The organism is Nocardia sp. NPDC003269 (assembly GCF_042888005.1).
Taxonomy (GTDB): Bacteria; Actinomycetota; Actinomycetes; order Mycobacteriales; family Mycobacteriaceae; genus Nocardia.
Genome location: NZ_JBIAPA010000003.1, coordinates 1,184,488 through 1,201,668 on the forward strand (window position 1 = coordinate 1,184,488; position 17,181 = coordinate 1,201,668).

General features: G+C 69.2%; 17 protein-coding genes. 11 read left to right on the forward strand and 6 right to left on the reverse strand.

Annotated elements, in window-relative coordinates:
- Positions 1 to 43: 43 nt before the first annotated feature.
- The 4 genes from ACFYWJ_RS25490 to ACFYWJ_RS25505 form a co-directional block, all read right to left on the reverse strand.
- Complete coding sequence (locus ACFYWJ_RS25490; RefSeq protein WP_355281860.1) at positions 44 to 1,102, reverse strand: alpha/beta fold hydrolase; 1,059 nt, start codon at positions 1,100 to 1,102, stop codon at positions 44 to 46.
- A 43-nt stretch (positions 1,103 to 1,145) separates the two neighbouring features.
- Complete coding sequence (locus tag ACFYWJ_RS25495; protein WP_355281858.1) at positions 1,146 to 2,495, reverse strand: lipase family protein; 1,350 nt, start codon at positions 2,493 to 2,495, stop codon at positions 1,146 to 1,148.
- A 73-nt stretch (positions 2,496 to 2,568) separates the two neighbouring features.
- A complete protein-coding gene (locus ACFYWJ_RS25500) occupies positions 2,569 to 3,555 on the reverse strand; it encodes a diiron oxygenase (RefSeq protein WP_378826679.1) in 987 nt (328 codons plus the stop codon).
- Positions 3,556 to 3,653: 98 nt separating this feature from the next.
- A complete protein-coding gene (locus ACFYWJ_RS25505; RefSeq protein ID WP_355283841.1) occupies positions 3,654 to 4,514 on the reverse strand; it encodes an oxygenase MpaB family protein in 861 nt (286 codons plus the stop codon).
- Positions 4,515 to 4,693: 179 nt separating this feature from the next.
- Between ACFYWJ_RS25505 and ACFYWJ_RS25510 the strand changes: the two genes are divergently transcribed.
- Positions 4,694 to 5,431 (forward strand): oxygenase MpaB family protein, encoded by a 738-nt coding sequence (locus ACFYWJ_RS25510; protein ID WP_355283843.1) that lies wholly within the window; start codon positions 4,694 to 4,696, stop codon positions 5,429 to 5,431.
- Between the two features lie 48 nt (positions 5,432 to 5,479).
- Here the strand turns inward: ACFYWJ_RS25510 and ACFYWJ_RS25515 are convergent, their stop codons facing one another.
- Both ACFYWJ_RS25515 and ACFYWJ_RS25520 read right to left on the reverse strand, forming a co-directional pair.
- On the reverse strand, positions 5,480 to 6,481 hold the full coding sequence (locus ACFYWJ_RS25515; RefSeq protein WP_378826685.1) for an oxygenase MpaB family protein: 1,002 nt from the start codon (positions 6,479 to 6,481) through the stop codon (positions 5,480 to 5,482).
- 5 nt (positions 6,482 to 6,486) lie between these two features.
- Positions 6,487 to 7,653: a thiolase family protein gene (locus ACFYWJ_RS25520; RefSeq protein ID WP_355283846.1), complete on the reverse strand. Its 1,167-nt coding sequence runs from the start codon at positions 7,651 to 7,653 to the stop codon at positions 6,487 to 6,489.
- A gap of 472 nt (positions 7,654 to 8,125) precedes the next feature.
- On the opposite strand from ACFYWJ_RS25520, the gene ACFYWJ_RS25525 reads away from it, so the two are divergent.
- Genes ACFYWJ_RS25525 through ACFYWJ_RS25570 form a run of 10 tightly spaced genes read left to right on the forward strand, consistent with a single transcriptional unit; the run spans position 8,126 to position 17,173 of the window.
- A complete protein-coding gene (locus ACFYWJ_RS25525) occupies positions 8,126 to 8,350 on the forward strand; it encodes a hypothetical protein (protein WP_355283848.1) in 225 nt (74 codons plus the stop codon).
- Positions 8,350 to 8,535 (forward strand): hypothetical protein, encoded by a 186-nt coding sequence (locus tag ACFYWJ_RS25530; protein ID WP_355283851.1) that lies wholly within the window; start codon positions 8,350 to 8,352, stop codon positions 8,533 to 8,535. Before ACFYWJ_RS25525 ends, ACFYWJ_RS25530 begins: the two co-directional genes overlap by 1 nt.
- A 41-nt stretch (positions 8,536 to 8,576) precedes the next feature.
- On the forward strand, positions 8,577 to 9,449 hold the full coding sequence (locus ACFYWJ_RS25535; RefSeq protein ID WP_387161703.1) for an MlaE family ABC transporter permease: 873 nt from the start codon (positions 8,577 to 8,579) through the stop codon (positions 9,447 to 9,449).
- A 1-nt stretch (position 9,450) separates the two neighbouring features.
- Positions 9,451 to 10,314 carry an ABC transporter permease gene (locus ACFYWJ_RS25540; RefSeq protein WP_355283853.1) on the forward strand — a complete coding sequence of 288 codons (864 nt, stop codon included), beginning with the start codon at positions 9,451 to 9,453 and terminating at the stop codon, positions 10,312 to 10,314.
- 9 nt (positions 10,315 to 10,323) lie between these two features.
- Positions 10,324 to 11,748, forward strand: coding sequence for an MCE family protein (locus tag ACFYWJ_RS25545; RefSeq protein WP_355283856.1), 1,425 nt, complete (start codon positions 10,324 to 10,326; stop codon positions 11,746 to 11,748).
- Entirely contained in the window at positions 11,745 to 12,767 is a 1,023-nt protein-coding gene (locus tag ACFYWJ_RS25550) for an MlaD family protein (protein WP_355283857.1), read from the forward strand. The genes ACFYWJ_RS25545 and ACFYWJ_RS25550 overlap by 4 nt, the downstream gene beginning before the upstream one ends.
- Entirely contained in the window at positions 12,764 to 13,777 is a 1,014-nt protein-coding gene (locus tag ACFYWJ_RS25555; RefSeq protein WP_355283859.1) for an MCE family protein, read from the forward strand. Before ACFYWJ_RS25550 ends, ACFYWJ_RS25555 begins: the two co-directional genes overlap by 4 nt.
- A complete protein-coding gene (locus tag ACFYWJ_RS25560) occupies positions 13,777 to 14,877 on the forward strand; it encodes an MCE family protein (protein ID WP_355283862.1) in 1,101 nt (366 codons plus the stop codon). Before ACFYWJ_RS25555 ends, ACFYWJ_RS25560 begins: the two co-directional genes overlap by 1 nt.
- The gene (locus ACFYWJ_RS25565) at positions 14,874 to 15,992 is read left to right on the forward strand and encodes an MCE family protein (RefSeq protein WP_355283864.1); all 1,119 of its coding nucleotides are present in this window, start codon (positions 14,874 to 14,876) and stop codon (positions 15,990 to 15,992) included. The genes ACFYWJ_RS25560 and ACFYWJ_RS25565 overlap by 4 nt, the downstream gene beginning before the upstream one ends.
- The gene (locus tag ACFYWJ_RS25570) at positions 15,989 to 17,173 is read left to right on the forward strand and encodes an MCE family protein (protein WP_355283866.1); all 1,185 of its coding nucleotides are present in this window, start codon (positions 15,989 to 15,991) and stop codon (positions 17,171 to 17,173) included. The genes ACFYWJ_RS25565 and ACFYWJ_RS25570 overlap by 4 nt, the downstream gene beginning before the upstream one ends.
- The last annotated feature ends 8 nt before the right edge of the window (positions 17,174 to 17,181 follow it).

The window sequence follows — 17,181 nt, forward strand, 5'->3', positions numbered from 1 at the left end:
CGGTGACGCCACGTCACCGGGCCCTGTCGCGTGGTGGAACCGGTCAGCCGCGGAGGAATTCCTCGATCGCGGGCCAGGTGGTCTCGGCGGCGGCCGGACCGGCGAGCAGGCCGAGGTGGCCGCCGGGGACCTCGACGAAGCGGGTCTCGGCCGCGTTCGGGAGGATCTCGAGTCCGCGCCGCACGGCGCGCGCGGGTACAACGAGGTCGGCGCGGCTGCCGACCAGCAGGACCCGGCAGGTGACCTTGGCCAGTTCGACGACCAGGTCCGAGCGCAGCCGGATCGACCCGCTCGCCAGTTCGTTGCGCAGCACCAGGCTGCGATAGATCTGCCAGTACGACCGCCCCGGATAGCCGGGCATGCTGGACATGAACCGGTCGGTGGCCTCCATCCGCGCCAGCGCCTCGGTGTCGAGGGCGTTGCGCAGCAGGAACATCGGCCGGGCGAGTTCGCGATCGAACGCCTGGAGCCGGAAGCCGAGTTGGACGAACTCCTGCGGAATACCGCCCATCAGGCGGGTGGCCACGGCCATCTCGCGACCTCCGGTGACCCGGCCCGCCCAGCGCAGCGGTTGCAGCATCGGTGTGCGCGCCTGGTCGATCGGGGTGGCCAGACCGGTGATCGAGGCGATCGGCAGGTCGGGGTGGGCGGCCGCGGTGAGCAGGGCCATCGCCCCGCCCAGCGACCAGCCGACGACGTCGACCGGGCCGTCGTGCTCGTGCGCGACCCGCAGGATCGCCTCGGGCAGAATGTCGTGGGTCCAGTCCTCGAGCCCGAGATCGCGGTCGGCGTAACCGAATCGGCCGTAGTCGATGACGTACGGCTGTCTGCCCTGGTCGAGCAGGAAGCGCACCAGGCTCTGGCCTGGGCGCAGGTCGAAGCAGGCGGGCGTCACCGCCAGCGGCGGCACCAGCAGCACGGGGTTGCCGGTCGCCGGTGTCGTCCGGTCGTAGCGCTTCAGCTGCCGGTGCTGCCCCTCGTACACCGTGGTCGACGGTGCGGGCCGCGCCGGCTCGAGCCCATCGCCGAACGACACCGACCACACATTGCGCGCCGCGCGCCGCGCGTCCGCCACGATCCCCAGCACCACAGAACCCCTCACTTCACCTTGTCCTGCCGGACGGCAGTCGTCACCGATCGAATCGTCACGCCGCGTGGCGGTCCGCGCCCGGCCGCGCGCCGCTGGCGGGCCCGCTCGCCGCGCCGGTCAGCGGTCGGCCGAACAGCACCTGCGCGGCGGCCCGGACGAACCCCGCCAGGCCGTGGCGGCCCGCGGGCAGTCCGAGCACGCTCCACACCGTGCGGGTCTGCGACGGTGTCGCGGGCGCGCCGGCGAACCGGTCCGCGAGCCAGTTCAGGCTCAGCGGTGTCGACAACGCCAGCAGCGTGATGTGCTCGCTGAGCCGGTCGCGCAGGTAGGTGACGTGCGCGCCGTGGGCGCGATAGCGGTCCACCAGGGCGTCGATATCGGCGGTCGCGATGATCTGGTCGTGCACCGCCTGCACGACCAGCAGCGGTACCGCGGGCGCCCTGGTCCCCAGTTCGGCATCGGTGAACACCGCCACCAGGTCCTCGAGCGCGAGCAGTTCGGCGATCGGCATGGTCGTGTGCCGGTCGACGTCGTAGCGCGCCAGGCGCACCACCGACGCGCCGGTGGTCGAGCGGGCCGCCCGCTCGAGCACGGCGTGACCGGCCTCGCTGACATGCTCGCCGAGGACGGCGTCGAACGCCGGATACACCCGGCGCAGGGCGGCGACGACCAGCGTCGGCAGGCCCGCGTGCAGGCTGCCGTTGAGCCGGTGGAAGGTCGAGAGCAGATCACCCACCGGCGAGCCGAGGACCGCGCCGACGATGTCGAGTTCCGGTGCGTAGGTGGGCGCCATCTCGGCGGCCCACGACGTCGCCAGGCCACCGCCGGAGTATCCCCACAGCCCCACCTGGGCCCGCGGGTCCAGGCCGAGCGGCGCGAAGGCCAGCGCGGCCCGAACGCCGTCGAGCGCACGGTAGCCGGGCTCGCGCGGCGCGCCCCAGGCGCCGAGCATGCCTTCGTGATCGGGGATGGACACGGCCCAGCCCCGGCTCAGCGCGTCGGCGAAGCACAGCAGCTCGACGTGGGCGAACGTGCCGATCGCGCGGGAGCCGCGCTGCAAGGCGTAGGACGGGAAGCCGCGCGAGGACACCGCGTCGATCGCGCACTGGAACGACAGCAGCGGCGTCGCCGGTCCGGCACCGCCCGCCGGGGCGATCACCGTCGTCACCGCGGCCTCGGGCCGCCCGTTCAGGTCGGTGGTGCGGTACAGCAACTGCCACGCGGACACCTTCAGCGGGATCAGCCCGAAGGCGGCGAGTTCGATCGGCCGCGACCGCAGGATCGTGCCCTCGGCGAGCTGCTCGAACCCGGCCCGCGGCTGATAGAACGGGTCGGCGTCGGGCAGGACGGCCCAGGCGGGCGCCGTCCAGGTCTCGGCGCGCGATCGGGTGGGGTCGGCAGTCAACGGTGTACTCCAGGGGAAGGTGCGGACGACGGGCCGGTCGCGGCGACCGGCCCGTCGGGGCGGATCATCGTGGTCAGGCGGCCCTGCGGGCGGGCTCGCTGCGATAGCGCGACGCGGCGCCATCGATCCCGAGCAGGCGCCAGGTGAGCCTGGCGACCGGGTTCATCAGGCCGGTGCCGACCGCCAGCGCGCGCACGTCACCGAAGACGTCGCGCTTGGTGGCCTGCGACTCGGGGCTGCCCCAGTACGCCTCGCGCATCACCTCGTCCGGGATGCCGAACTTGTCGACGAACTGCTTCGGCGGCGTCGCGATCATCGACAGCATCACCCGCATGGCGATCGGGAAGGCCACCGACAGCACGGTTTTCGTGATCGGATGCATCGACGGCACGTTCTTGCGCAGGTACTCGTGCGCGAACGAGATGTGCCGCGCTTCTTCCGCCACATGGATCTGCATGACCCGATGGACCATCGGATGCATGTCCACGCCACCGCGCAGCAGCGATTTCTGCAGGTGGTCGATCGGTTCCTCGCCGCCGAGGATCATCGTGAAGAACAGTTCGGGGAAGTACTTGACCGCGGGCCAGATGATCATGGTCAGCTTGCGGTCGATGGTGCCCATGCCGACCACATCGCGGTAGCCGATGCGGTTGATCATCTCCTGGAACATCATCGTGTGGTTGCACTCTTCGGCCGCCTCGTGGGTGACGTAGCGGAACTCCGGGTCACCGTTGGGCACCGAGATCAGGTACTGCATCAGCCCGCGGATCAGCAGCTGCTCGAAATCCAGGCCGACCTTGGCGATCCCGGCCTGGCGCCACATCCCCATCGCGATCTGCTTGTCGACGGGCTGGGCCTTGTACCAGGGATGGCGGCCCAGCGGGTCCTCGTCGGGCATGATCCAGCGCGGGTCGTCGGAGTGCACGGCGAACTCCGGTGACTCCCAGTCGATATCGACGTAGGGGTCGAAGTGCTTGGTCACAGATCCCTCGGACAGACTGCGCAGGATCTCGTGGTACCCGGGTTCCCCCGGACGCGTGGCGGCGGTGGACAGCGTCATCGATGTCTCCTCAGTAGGTGCTGCCTCCAGTTTAGTGGTACCGGCAGTACCATACAAGGGTTGGCGCTACTTCGCGTTACACCTACCTTGCCACCCCGCTAGACGAGCGATTTCCCCGCCGCGTCGCGCTTGCGCATATCGACGAGCAGGCGCGGGAACGGCTGGTGCCGCGCACCCTGCGGCAGCACCGTGAGCACGCGCCCGAAACCGCGCATGACCAGCTCGAACGCGCGCTGCCGACGCGGACTCCACGCCAGCCCCAGGCCGTCCCGGAACCGCTGCGGGAGATATCCCGTGACGAAGAACCGATTGATCCGGCGGCCCGCGATCCGGATGGGCCAGGGCTGCGGACCGAGGTCGACGACGTGCTCGAGCAGATACCCGCGCACCTCGGCATCGAGGGCGAGTTCGTCGAGCATCGAGTCCCAGTAGCGGTCGAAGGCCACCCGGTCGGCGGGCCACAGCTCCGCGGGCATCTGCAGGGTTGTGCCGAACCGCGCCGAGTCCTGGTACAGCTCGTCGGCGAAGGTCTCGTCCAGCGCACCGAACAGCAGCTCGAGACTGTCGCGGGTCCCGCGGTAGATGCACGCGGCCACCCACAGCTGCAGCCGCGGATCGAAGGCGTTGTACTTCACCGGCCCGCCGGGCCGGTTGCGCACCTGTCGATGGGAGGTACCGACCGCCTCCCGGAACACCGCCCGATCCTCCTCGGTGCCGAGCATCGCCACCGCGAGATAGGTCAGGGTCGTCTTGGCGCGCTTGCCCGGATTCCGCGCGTAGCTCCCGGATTCGACCGTACTCTCCACCACGCCACGCCCGACCGGCAGCAGGCTCAGCTGCATCACGACATTGGCGGGTCCACCGAGGATCGCCCCGGCGCCGGTGAGGTAGCGATGCCTGCGCTCGGCGTTGTCGTCGACGGGATGCTGCGGCTGCGCTGCCGCGCGGGGCTGAGACACGACCAACCTCCAAGAGAGTGAGAGACTTACTCATTCAGACTCTCATCCACCCGCCCGCCGACGCAAGACTAGTGTGCGGAATCCGCCATCACATGCGAGCCGATTCACTCGTCATATGGCTATCGCCCAGACAGAATACAGAGTAACTTACTGCTCGGATCATGACGGAGGGGGTATCCATGACCGAGCAGGCTGGGCCGCTGTTGCGGCGCCACCTCGGCGACCGGCGATTCCTGTTGACGCTGCCGCGCGCAATCGGGTTGCAGGTCCTGCACCCCGTCATCGCGACCGCGCTGTGCGAGCACGCGCCGAATCGCCTGTGGGAACACAAGAAGCGCACCGTTTCACAGATGATCTATCTGGCGCACACGGGCCGGGCCGCGGATTCGGTGATCCGCTTCGCCCACGAGCACGTGAAGGGCGTCGACGACCGGGGACACCGCTACCACGCGCTGCATCCCGAGGTCTTCCTCTTCCAGCACGCCACCTATGTGGAAACGCTGCTGACCGCCGCCGACCTGTTCGGCCCCACACTCTCCCCGGACGACCGCGACCAGCTCTACCGGGAGACGCTGGCCTGGTACCGGACCTACGGCGTCAGCGATCGCCTGCTCCCCCGGACCCGCCCGGAGTTCACCGAGTACTTCGCCGACGCCTGCGCGACCCAGCTGCGCGTCGGACCCGCCGCGCGCGAATTCCGCGATCAGGTGCTGCGCCCCGACGCCTGGATCGTCCGCCACCTGCCTGCCGGAGCCGCCAGGGCGATGCAGCATCCGCGGTCGCTAGCGCTGTTCGACGTCGCCCCCACCGCGACCGACACCGCGGCACTGCGCGCCGTCGCGCTCACCGCGCGCACCGGATTCACGATGGCGCCCCGGCGACTTCGCTACGTGTCACAGGCCCGGATCGCGCGCTGACCGGGGCCGCCGGCTCGACGAACCGGCGGCCCCCTCCCCCTGGACGGGTCAGATGATCGCCTTGTGCTTGCGGATCCGGCGCCGCACGTCCGCCATCATCGCGTTGGTGCCGGAGAACCGGATGAACCGCGGAATGAACCGGTTGACGAAGCCGACGAAGAGGAACAGATTCTCGAACCGCCGCTGATCGGCCGCACTCCACTCGACACCCATCTGCTCCTGGAAGTGCGGCGGCAGGAAGCCCGCCGTCAGGAACCGCAGCAGCCCGCCCAGCAGCAGGCGCAGCGACCAGTGGATCATCCGCAGGTGCAGCAGGTCGTCGATGTAGGCGCGGAAATCGTCGTCGCACACCACGTCCCGGCACGCCTGCACCCAGTACGCGTCGAACTCGGCGTGGGTCTTGGGCCACATGTCGGGGTGCACCTGCAGGGTGGTACCGAAGGTGTCTGCGCCCTGATAGAACTGCTCGAGCTCGGCCTCGGTCATCTTGCCGCACAGCAGCTGGTGGGTGTCCTCGTAGCCGATGTAGATCGCCGCCGCCACGTACAGCTGCAGGTTCCGGTCGAAGGCGTTGTACTTCACCTTCGAGTTCGGCCCCGACCGCACCTGCCGGTGGGCGACGTTCACCGCCTCGCGCATCGCCCGCTTCTCCTCGTCGGAGCCGAGCACCGCCACCGCCAGATAGGCCGCGGTGGTCCGCAACCGCTTCCACGGGTGCACCATCAGTGCCCCCGACTCGACCGGGCTCTCCATCACGCCCGCCGCGACCCCGCGATGCGCGAACTGCATCGCGACATTCGCCGCCGCGCCCGCGAACGCCCAGAAGTCCAGCGCGTCCGCCAGTTGCGCGGGCCGCTTCCGCGGCGAACGATGACTGTCGGGCAACGGGATTCGCACCTGCGCCAGCGTCAACGGCGCGTGCGAGGCCGGGTCCGGCGCGGGTGCCGCGCTCGTCCCCGGCATGGGGACATGACCCGGCCCCTCGGCCACGTACATCGCGCTGGTCGGGTCGTCGTAGTCGGGCTCGCCGGACTTCGCCGCGGTGGTCATCGCCGTCACACCCGTTCGATGATCGTCGCGTTGGCCATGCCACCGGCCTCGCACATCGTCTGCAACCCGTAGCGACCGCCGGTCTGCTCGAGATGGTTGACCATGGTGGCGAGCAGCCGGGTACCCGAACCGCCGAGCGGATGGCCCAGCGCGATCGCTCCGCCGCGCGGGTTCACCCGCTCCGGATCGGCGCCGAGCTCGTGCTGCCACACCAGCGGAACCGGCGCGAACGCCTCGTTGACCTCGAAGGTATCGATGTCGTCGACGGTGAGCGAGACCCGCTCGAGCGCCTTGCGGGTCGCCGGGACGACCGCGGTCAGCATGAGCGTCGGGTCGTCGCCGGCCACCGCGAAGGAATGGAACCGCGCGCGGGGGGCCAGTCCCAGCTTCGCCGCCATCCGCTCACTCATGATCAGCGCCGCCGACGCACCGTCGGTCAGCGGCGAGGAGTTGCCCGGGGTCACCGACCAGGAGATCTCCGGAAACCGTTCCAGCGCGGCGGGATCGGTGAACGCCGGACGCAGGTTCGCCAGACCCTCGACGGTCGTGCCAGGCCGGATCGTCTCGTCCGCGTCGAGGACACCGGCCGAGGTCAGCTCCGCGTCGAAACCGCCCGCGGCCGCGGTGGCCGCCGCCAGCCGATGCGAGCGGGCCGCGAACTCGTCGAGCGTGGTGCGATCCAGTTTCCATCGGGCGGCGAGGATTTCGGCGGCGATGCCCTGGCCGATCAGGCCGGCCGGGTAGCGCACCGCGAGCGGACCGCGCAGCGCGTCCTTACCCTGCGCGTTGGAGAACATCGGCGCCCGGCTCATCGACTCCACGCCACAGGCGATCGCCACGTCGTACGCGCCCGCGAGCACGCCCTGGGCCGCGAAGTGCACCGCCTGCTGGCTCGAGCCGCACTGCCGGTCGACCGTGGTGGCGGGCACGGACTCCGGGAAGTCCGCCGCCAGCACGGCCGTGCGGGTGATGTTGCTCGACTGCTCACCGCTCTGGGTGACGCATCCGCCGATCACATCGTCGACCAGGGCGGGGTCGATCCCGGTCCGGTCGACCAGTTCGGCCAGCACCCCGGCCAGCAGGGTCGCCGGGTGGACCGACGACAGGCCACCACCGGGTTTTCCCCGCCCGGACGGTGTTCGGACAACATCGACGATGACCGCGGACATCATGATCCTCCTGCGCAACCGCCGACCGTCGGCGGCCTCAACGCCATAAGTTAATCACGATTCCGGCCGATTTCATCGATATTTCCACTGCTTCATGCGCCGTAGACGGCAATCAACGGACCATGTTACCGTCAATTCCGCATCGTGCGGTTGGGGTCGGGGGCGCGATGCGGGGGCCGCATCGGCGTCGGGCAACGCCGCCGCGGCGCCGATGTGGCCACCGGACGAGCAGCCGCCGAACCCCGGAAACGTTACCGGCGATTTTGCTCACATTTCCCAGAATCCGTAGTAACTTAGCTCAGGCGATCAACGCGAATCGCCGCCAACTCTGCGGATCTGCTGTGTATTCACTGGGAGATCAGCCGAAGAAGCACCCGCCGACGACAGAATGCTCGGCAACATCATCGGACCGTCAGCGACGTCGGCCACCAGCCGTCGATGCCACCGGTCCCGCGGAAAGGAACACCGGTACACCATGTTGCGACGGCTCGACAGGCTCTTGAGCTACGAGATGAAGGTCTCCGAGTTCCTCGGCACCCTGATCATCATCGGCATCCCGTACGGAATCGTCGGCGTCGTCTGGACGCTCACCCACACCGCGCATCTGCGCAACCTCTACAGCGTCGACCTGGTCATCTCGTTCCTCGGATCGATCGTCTGCTGGCCGGTGCTCACCTTCGCGAATGTGACGATGACCTGATGATGGCGCTGGTCTGGGTCATCGACATCGTGGTGACCATCGTCAAGATCCTGGGTGGCCGAACGCAGGTCAATCCCGTTCTCCGCGTAGGCATGTGGATCTCGCTGCTGTGCGTCGTCGCGGCCGGTCTCGCCGCGGGCGCAGGCTTCCTCGTCCTGCTCGAACGCTGGCTGAGCACGCTCTGAACCGCCGCGCTCCGGCGCGACAAGAAAGGATTCGGTGCGGCGTGACCTCCACCGAGCATTCCCCGGCGGGCACCGCGCCGCCGCAACCCTCCGAGGTCGGCCGGATCGCCGACAGCGTCACCGGCCTGTGGCGACGCCACCCCCAGCAGTCGGTCGAGACCCTGGGCAGGCAGGTCCTCCTCGGCCGGGCCGCGATCGCCCAGCTGTTCCTCTCCCTGGTGCAGCGGCGATTCCCGTTCCAGGAGTTCATCCGGCAGTGCGCCTTCATGGCCAATGTCTCCGCCGTGCCGACGGTGTTCGTCGCGATCCCGGTCGCGGTCGTCGTCTCCATCCAGGTCGGCGCGCTGGTCAACCAGGTCGGCGCGACCACCTTCATCGGCGCGGTGGCCGGGCTCGGCATCATCCGGCAGGGGGCGCCGCTGGTCACCTCGCTGATGATCGCGGGCGCGGTCGGTTCGGCCATCTGCGCCGACCTGGGCTCGCGCACCATCCGCGAGGAGATCGACGCCATGAAGGTGATGGGCGTCGATCCGGTGCGCCGGCTGGTCGCGCCGCGGCTGGCGGCCGCGGTACTGGTCAGCATGCTGCTGTGCGGATTCATCGTGTTCGTCGGCTTCGCCACCGCCTACCTGTTCAACGTCTACGCCCAGCACGGCACCCCGGGGTCGTTCATCAGCTCCTTCGCGTCCTTCGCGGTCGCCAACGACCTGCTCGTCGCGCTGGTGAAGGCGGCGATCTTCGGGGCGCTCACCTCGATCATCGCCTGCGACATCGGTCTGCACACCAAGGGCGGGCCCGGCGGGGTGGCCAACTCGGTCAACTCGGCGGTGGTCTCCTCGGCGCTGATGCTGTTCGCCACCAACATCATCGTCACCCAGCTCTACAACACCCTCTTCCCGGCGAAGGTGGTGTGAGATGGCCGCCGAGTACATCCCGCCCGCGCTGCGCCCGGTGCGTGCCGTCGGCGCGGCCGCCAAGATCCCCGTCCAGGCCAATCAGCGGCTCGGGCACCAGGCCATCGTCTTCTTCCAGGCGCTGATCGCGATTCCGTTCACGCTGCGGCACTACCGCAAGGAGGTCGCGCGCCTGGTCGCCGACGTCGGCTGGGGCAACGGTTCGCTGATCGTGGGCGGTGGCACCGTCGGTGTCGTCATCGTGCTGTGCGCGTTCGGCGGCATCACCGTCGGCATGGAGTCCTACTCCGCGCTGAACCTGCTGACCATGGGCCCGCTGACCGGGGCCATCTCCGGTTTCGCCACCACCCGCGAGATCGCGCCCATCCTGGCCACCCTCGCCTTCGCCATCCAGTCCGGCTGCCGGTTCACCGCCCAGCTCGGCTCGATGCGGATCTCCGAGGAGATCGACGCGCTGGAATCCATCGCGATCCGGCCGCTGCCCTACCTGGTGACCACCCGGATGATCGCGGCCACGGTCACCATCGTCCCGCTCTACACCCTCGGCCTGGCGGTGGCCTACCTGGCGACCAAGCTGTCGGTGCTGTTCCTCGGCGGTACCACCGCAGGCACCTACGACCACTACTTCTTCCAGTTCCTCATCGGCGGCGACGTGTTCTTCTCGCTGTTCAAGGTGGTGGTGTTCGTCCTGATCGCCGCCTTCATCCAGTGCTACTACGGCTTCGTCGCCGCCGGGGGCCCCGAAGGTGTCGGGGTCGCGGCGGGACGGGCGATCAAGATGGTCATCGTCGTGATGGTCTTCACCAATCTGTTTCTCACCCTTGCTATCTGGGGCATCGACCCCGGATTCCGGATCTCGGGATAGGTCGATCGGATGATTCTCGATCCCAGTGGACGCGGGCCGACCGGTCGTCAGTTGACCGTCGCGGGCCTGGCCATGGTGTCCGCGGTCGCGGCCGCGCTGTATCTGCTCGGACTGCGCTACAACGGCGAGTTCGAAAGCACGGTGGTGGTCGGCGCCGAGCTGACCAGCACCGGTGACGGGCTGCCGCAGCGCGCCGACGTGAAGTATCGCGGCATGGTCGTCGGCATGGTCGGCGACGTGGCGATGGTCGCCAAGGGCGAACGCCAGCACGCCACCTTCGAACTGAAACCCGGTATCGCCGAGACGATCCCGGACACGGTGACGGCCCGGGTGGTCCCCGACAACATCTTCGGCGTCTCCTCGATCCAGCTGGTCGACAACGGCGCCGCCACCGGCACGCTGCGCAGCGGTCACACCATCCACGAGGACACCAGCGCGGAGACGATCCAGCTGCAGTCCACCCTCAACACGCTGCGCGATGTCCTGGCCACCATCCAGCCCGAGAAGCTCGGCCGGGTGCTGGCGACGCTGTCCGCGGCGCTCGACCCGGGTTCCCGGGTCCCTGGCTCCACCATCGAGCGGCTCGACACCTGGCTCACCTCGATCCACCAGATTCCCGAGATCGGCAACCTGCTCGGCGATTTCGGGCAGGCGGCCACCGCGCTGAGCCAGTCGGCGCCCGAGCTGGTCGGCGTGCTGGCCGACTCGGTGACCTCGGCGCGCACCCTCAACGAGCACCGCACCCAGCTGGTCGAGCTGCTCACCCAGGGCAATTCCGCGGTCGAGGCCGTCAACAGTCTCTTCGCCGCCAATCCCGATTCCGGCAAGGAGCTGGTGTCGGGCCTGGACGGACTGCTCGGCGGCATCGCCAAGGACCCGGGGGCGCTGCAGTCCGCGGCGGCCAATCTCAATGTCTCGCTGGCCAAACTGCAGCAGACCTTCACCTTCGGCCCGCGCAAGCAGATGGCGTGGCGGATGGACGTGTCGTTCACCCCGTTCCAGCAGTACACCGCCGAGGACTGCCCGCGCTACGGCGAGATGACCGGGCCGCGCTGCGGCGGACCGTCCGTCCCCACGGTCGCACCGCCGCAGGAATACCCGGCGCAGCTCCTGCCGCAGCGGCTGGAGGCCGCGGGTCCGGCGCCGGTGGTGCCCTCGGTGCCGATCCCGGGACTGCCCGCCCTGCCGAGCATCTCGGTGCCCACGCTGCCCGGGCTGCCGACGATTCCCGGCCTGCCCGCCATCCCTGGCATCACCGCGCCGGCCGCGGCGACCGATCAGCCGCAGGCGACACCGCCGCGCAGGCTGACCGGCGTCTCCGCGGTGTCGGCACTGGTCGGCGGGCGGCCGAACTTCACCCAGCTGCTGCTGCTCGGGTCGATCATCGGCACCGTCCCCCTCGTCCCCGATACCGAAGGCGGCCTGCGCCAGTGAAATACACCAAACCACTGGTCGGCTTCAGCTTCTTCGTGGTGCTGACGACCGTGCTCACCTACACCATCTGGTCCACGCTGCAACGTGGCGTCGCGGGCGAGACGAGTTCGTATTCCGCGGTGTTCACCGATGTCCTCGGACTGCGGGTGGGTGACGACGTCCGCATGGCCGGGGTCCGGGTCGGCCGGGTCGACAAGATCGACTTCACCCCCGAGTACACCGCCAGGGTCGACTTCCGGATCGAGGCGAGGCAGCACCTGACCGAGACGACGAAAGCCCTTGTCCGCTACCAGAATCTGATCGGCCAGCGCTACCTCGCGCTGGCACCGGGCGACGGCGCGGGCGCGGTCGTCCCGGTCGGCGCGCAGATTCCGCTGCACCGCACCGAGCCCTCGTTCGACGTCTCGACGCTGCTGTCCGGCTTCGAGCCGCTGTTCAGTGTGCTGCAACCCGACCAGATCAACTCGCTGTCGGAAACGCTGATCCAGGCGTTGCAGGGCAACGAGGTGTCGCTGGCGGCGTTGATCACCCAGGCCGCCGAGCTGGCGAGCACTTTCGGGGAGCGCGACCAGATCCTCGGCGACGTGCTCAGCAATCTGAGCTCGGTCCTCGCGGGCCTGGCCAATCGCAGCGGCGAGCTGGAAACCCTGATCACCCAGACCCGCGCCCTGATGGACGGGTTGTATGCCGAAGGGGAGTCGTTGAAGAGCTCCGTGGAACGGGTCGCGGGCGCGACGGACTCGCTGGTCTCGCTGATCGGCCAGGTCAAGCCGGGCCTCGGCGCCGCCCAGCGCGACGCCACCACCGGCGTGATGATGCTGCTCTACAACGGCGCGGCCCTGGACCGCGGCGCGGTCGAACTGCCCGACTTCCTCAACGGCGTCGCCCGCTTCACCAGCTACGGCACCTACGGCAACGCCTACATCTGCCGGCTCGACGTCTCGCTGTGGGGCGTGGTGCTCCCCGAAGGCCTGTTCTCCCAGGTCGGCGGCAACTCGCAGTCGGGAGTGTGCCGATGATGCGGGTACGGGTTCCGGAGTTCTGGCGGCGCAACAGGTACCTGCGTCTTGGCCTGTCCGCGGCGCTCGCGGTGGTCGTGCTGCTCGGTGGGTCCAGCCTGCTGGCCCAGGTCCGCCTGGGCGACAAGACGATCGACGCGGAGTTCGCCCAGGCGGCGGGGCTGCGGCCGGGCGCGACGGTCGACATCGCCGGCATCGAGGTCGGCGCCGTCCAGTCGGTGCGGCTGGTGAACGATCGGGTGGAGGTGGCGCTGCGGATCCGCGGCGACATCCGGCTCGGTCCCGACGCGCGGGCCGCGATCAAGATGTCGACGATCCTGGGCCGTCTGCACATCGAGCTGACGCCCGGTAACGGAAAGGGCTTGCCCGGCAACCGGATCGCGCTCGACCGCACCTCGGTGCCGTACAACCTGAGCAAGGTCGTGCAGGACCCGAAGTACACCTCCTCGTTCGAGCGCATCGAACGCATCGACGCGGCCAAGCTGCGCGACGCGCTCGATGTGCTCAACACCCAGCTCGGCGACTCGCCCGCGCTGGCGGTGCAGGCCCTCGACAGCATCGGCGCGCTGGCCCAGGTGATCAACAGCAGGCGCGACGAGGTCGACACGCTGTTGAAGAGCATGGACCAGGTCTCCCAGCTGGTCTCGGACAACCGCAACAGTGTGCTCCTGCTGCTGACCAGGGGCGAGGCCATCGGTGCCGCCGTCCAGCAGCGCCAGACCCTGCTCACCCAGCTGCTCGACAATGTCGCCGCCATGTCGAAGCTGCTGCAGGACATGGGCATCGAGAACAACGGCGAGCTGGGTCCGCTGATCCAGAACCTCAACACCATGGCCGACGGGTTGACCAAGAACAAGGAGAACCTGGACCGGCTCTACGAGATCTCCCCGGTCGCGTTGCGCCAGTTCAACAACGTGGTCGGCAACGGGCCCTACGGCGAGATCTGGGCGCCGTGGATCTTCCCGGACAACTGGCTGTGCTTCGCACAAGCCGTACAGGGGTGCAACTGATGAACACACGACACACGAGCAAGCTGGCGGCGGTGTGCCTGACCGCGCTGCTCGCCTCGGGCTGCGCGCTGCTGCCCGAGAGCGTGACCGGGCTGGGCGACCGGATGGTGAGCCAACAGAAGCGGATCAGCGCCGACTTCGAGAACGTCGCCGGGCTGTACCCGGGCAACGAGGTCTCGGTGCTCGGCGTTCCGGTCGGCGTCGTCGATTCGGTGACCCCGCGCGGCAGCTACGTGGAGGTGGTCATGTCGGTCGACCGGGACGTCCGGATCCCGGCCGAGGCGATGGCGGCGCTGGTGTCGCCGCAGCTGATCACCAACCGGCATGTCGAACTCGCGCCCGCCTACACCGGGTCGGGTCCCGAACTCGCCGACGGCGCGCATCTGCCGCTGGCGCGCACCAGGACACCGGTCGAACTCGACCGCATCCTGGCCAACTTCGATCAGCTCGGCGAGGCGCTCAAAGGTGGCAGCGAGACCGGGCCGATGGCGAGCCGGGTCCTGTTCCCGCTGCTCGACGGCAACGGCGACCGCCTGCGCGAGACCCTCGACGAGCTCTCCGCCGCGTTCGAGGTGACCTTCGCCAACAAGGACCAGATCGCCAACACGATCGTGAAGCTGAGCGAGATCACCCAGATCATCGCCGAGAACGACCAGACCGTCCGGGATTTCAGCGGCCGGATCACCGAACTGATCGCCCTGTTCGGCCAGCAGTCCCCCGGCCTGCAGGCGGTGCTCACCCAGCTCGACGACTTCATCACCAACACCTCCTCGGTGCTGGGCCAGAACCAGGACCAGCTCGCGGGCGCGCTCACCAAGTTCGTGGCGATCGCGGCCCAGATGCGGGCCAATGCCCGCAATCTCACCGAGGTCGTCGACGTGGCGCCGCTGCTGTTCCAGAACGTCGACAACGCGGTCAGCCGGGAGCGCCAGGCGCTGCGCCTGCACGGTCTGCTCGACAAGATCGTGCTCGACAGCGAGGCGCTGTCGCTGTTCTGCGAGCGCGTCCAGATGCGCCTCGACGGCTGCCGCACCGGAAAGATCGCCGATATGGGACCGGATTTCGGGCTCACCGCCGCGCTGTTGGGACTGACGAAATGAATCTCCGCTCGGCCCTGGCGGCCACCGTGTGCGCCGCCGCCGTCGCCTCGACGAGCACCGCGTGCTCGATGACCGTGGCCGACCTGCCCATGCCGGAACCCGGCATCGGCGGGCCCGGCTACACCCTGCACGCCACCTTCCGTGACGCGCTGAACCTGCCCGATCGGGCCCACGTCAAGATCGGCGGCACCGATATCGGTGTCGTCACCGGCATTTCGACGACCTCGTTCCTGGCCGATGTGGAAATGCAGATCCGCGCCGACATCCAGCTGCCGCAGGGCACCACCGCGGAGCTGCGCCAGGCGACGCCGCTGGGCGACATCTTCGTCGCCATGACTCTGCCCAGCGCCGAGACGGCCGGACCGCCCCTGGCCGCGGGCGCGACCATCGGCGCCGAGCACACCGCGTCGGCGGCCTCGGTGGAGCAGTTGATGATCTCGATCTCGATGCTGCTCAACGGCGGTGGGCTCAATCAGGCCGCGCGGGTCACCGCCGAGCTCGACTCGATCTTCGCAGGCAAGGCGCCCCAGCTGCGGCACCTGGTCGGGGAGATGACCTCGGTCATCGCCGCGCTCAACCAGCGCACCGGCGATCTCGACGCCACGCTCGGCGGGCTGTCGGTGCTGACCGGCGAATTGGCCAGGCGCAAAACCGAACTCGGGGCCGCGGCGGACAGTTTCCCGCAGCTGATCGGCCTGTTCGCGGAGAACAACCAGGCCATCGTCGACCTGATCAACCGGGTCGCGGTCACCATGGACGCGCTCGGCGACTTCAGCGCGACCAACGGGCCGCAGTTCGTCAGCCTGTTCCAGAGCATCCAGAACCTCATGAACGGCTTCTCCCAGATGGGTGACGACCTCACCGGCACGCTCGACGGCTTCCACGCGCTGTACCCGTCGCTGGTCGACAGCCTGCGCGGCCCGAACCTGGCCGTGGCGGCCACCCTGTCCTATCTCGACGTCGGCGCGCTCACCGATCCCACCGGCAGCCGCTGGCCCGAAGGCGGGGACGTGCCCGCGTTCCTCGGCAGCCTCGCGGAGGTCATCGCCAAGGTGATCGGCCGCGTCACCAGTACCCCGCAGGCGCCGCAGCCGCAGCAGGAGGGACCCCGATGAATCCACCCCTGTGGCAGTGGCTGGTCCGCCATCGTGTCGCGGTCGCCAATGTCGGACTGGTCGTGGTGCTGGTCCTGGGCAGCCTCTATCTGGGCGGCGCGGTCCTGCGGTTCGACCCGACCCGCAGCCAGTACGAGGTCACCGTGGAACTGGCCACGTCGGGCGGTCTCACGGCGGGCAGCGACGTGACCTTCCGCGGCGTGCGCGTCGGCCGGGTCGGTGATGTGCGCGTCGCCGGCGACGGCATCGCCGCGGTCGCCGAGATCGACGGGAACACCCGGATTCCGGTGGGCGGCACCGTGGCCGTCGCCCGGTTGTCCGCCGCCGGTGAGCAGTACCTGGACTTCCGGCCCGCCGGTGAGTCCGGGCCGTTCCTGGCCGACGGCGCCGTCGTGCGCCGGGCCGACACCGCGGTCCCGGTCCAGATGCAGTCGGTGCTGGGCAATCTGAGCGGGCTGGTCGGCGGGATGAATCCCGAACGGCTCAATGTCATCGTCGACGAACTCGACAAGGCGCTGGCCGGCGGCCCGGACGGATTGCGCAACATGATCTCCGGGCTCAGCCGCGCCATGGCGGGCCTCACCGATCTGCTCCCGCAGACCGAACAGCTGATCCGCAATCTCGAGGTGATCGCCGCGACGACCTCGCACGCGCAGCCGGATCTCGGCACGCTGACCACCGCGGGCAGCGCGCTGTTCCGCCAGTTCACCGCCGCCGACGCGGAACTGCGGCATCTGCTCGAACAGGGTCCGGGACAGCTCGCCACCCTCGGCGGGTTCGTCTCCCGCACCCAGAACCCGATGACCGATCTGGTGACGAACCTGGTCGCCATCACCCGGGCGGCCAAACTGCGCCAGCCCGCCATCGAAGCCCTCTTCCCGTCGCTGAGCCGCTTCGCCGAGGCGGTCGGCGTCCCCGCCCACGACAACATGTATTTCACGATGGTCGATCCCTGGCCGCGCCCGACCTGCGACTACGACACCGTGCCCGTGGTGGCCACCACGCCGACCACCGACACCAGGGTGCGCCTCTACAACTACTGCGTGACCAACAATCCGGCGCTGCAGATCCGCGGCTCGGCCAATGCCCCGCGGCCCGCCGGTCCCGACAACGGCTCCGGTCCCCCGCCCGGCGCCACCGGCAACGAGCTGTCCCAGCCCGCGGTCCCGGCACCTCGATAAGGAGTCCT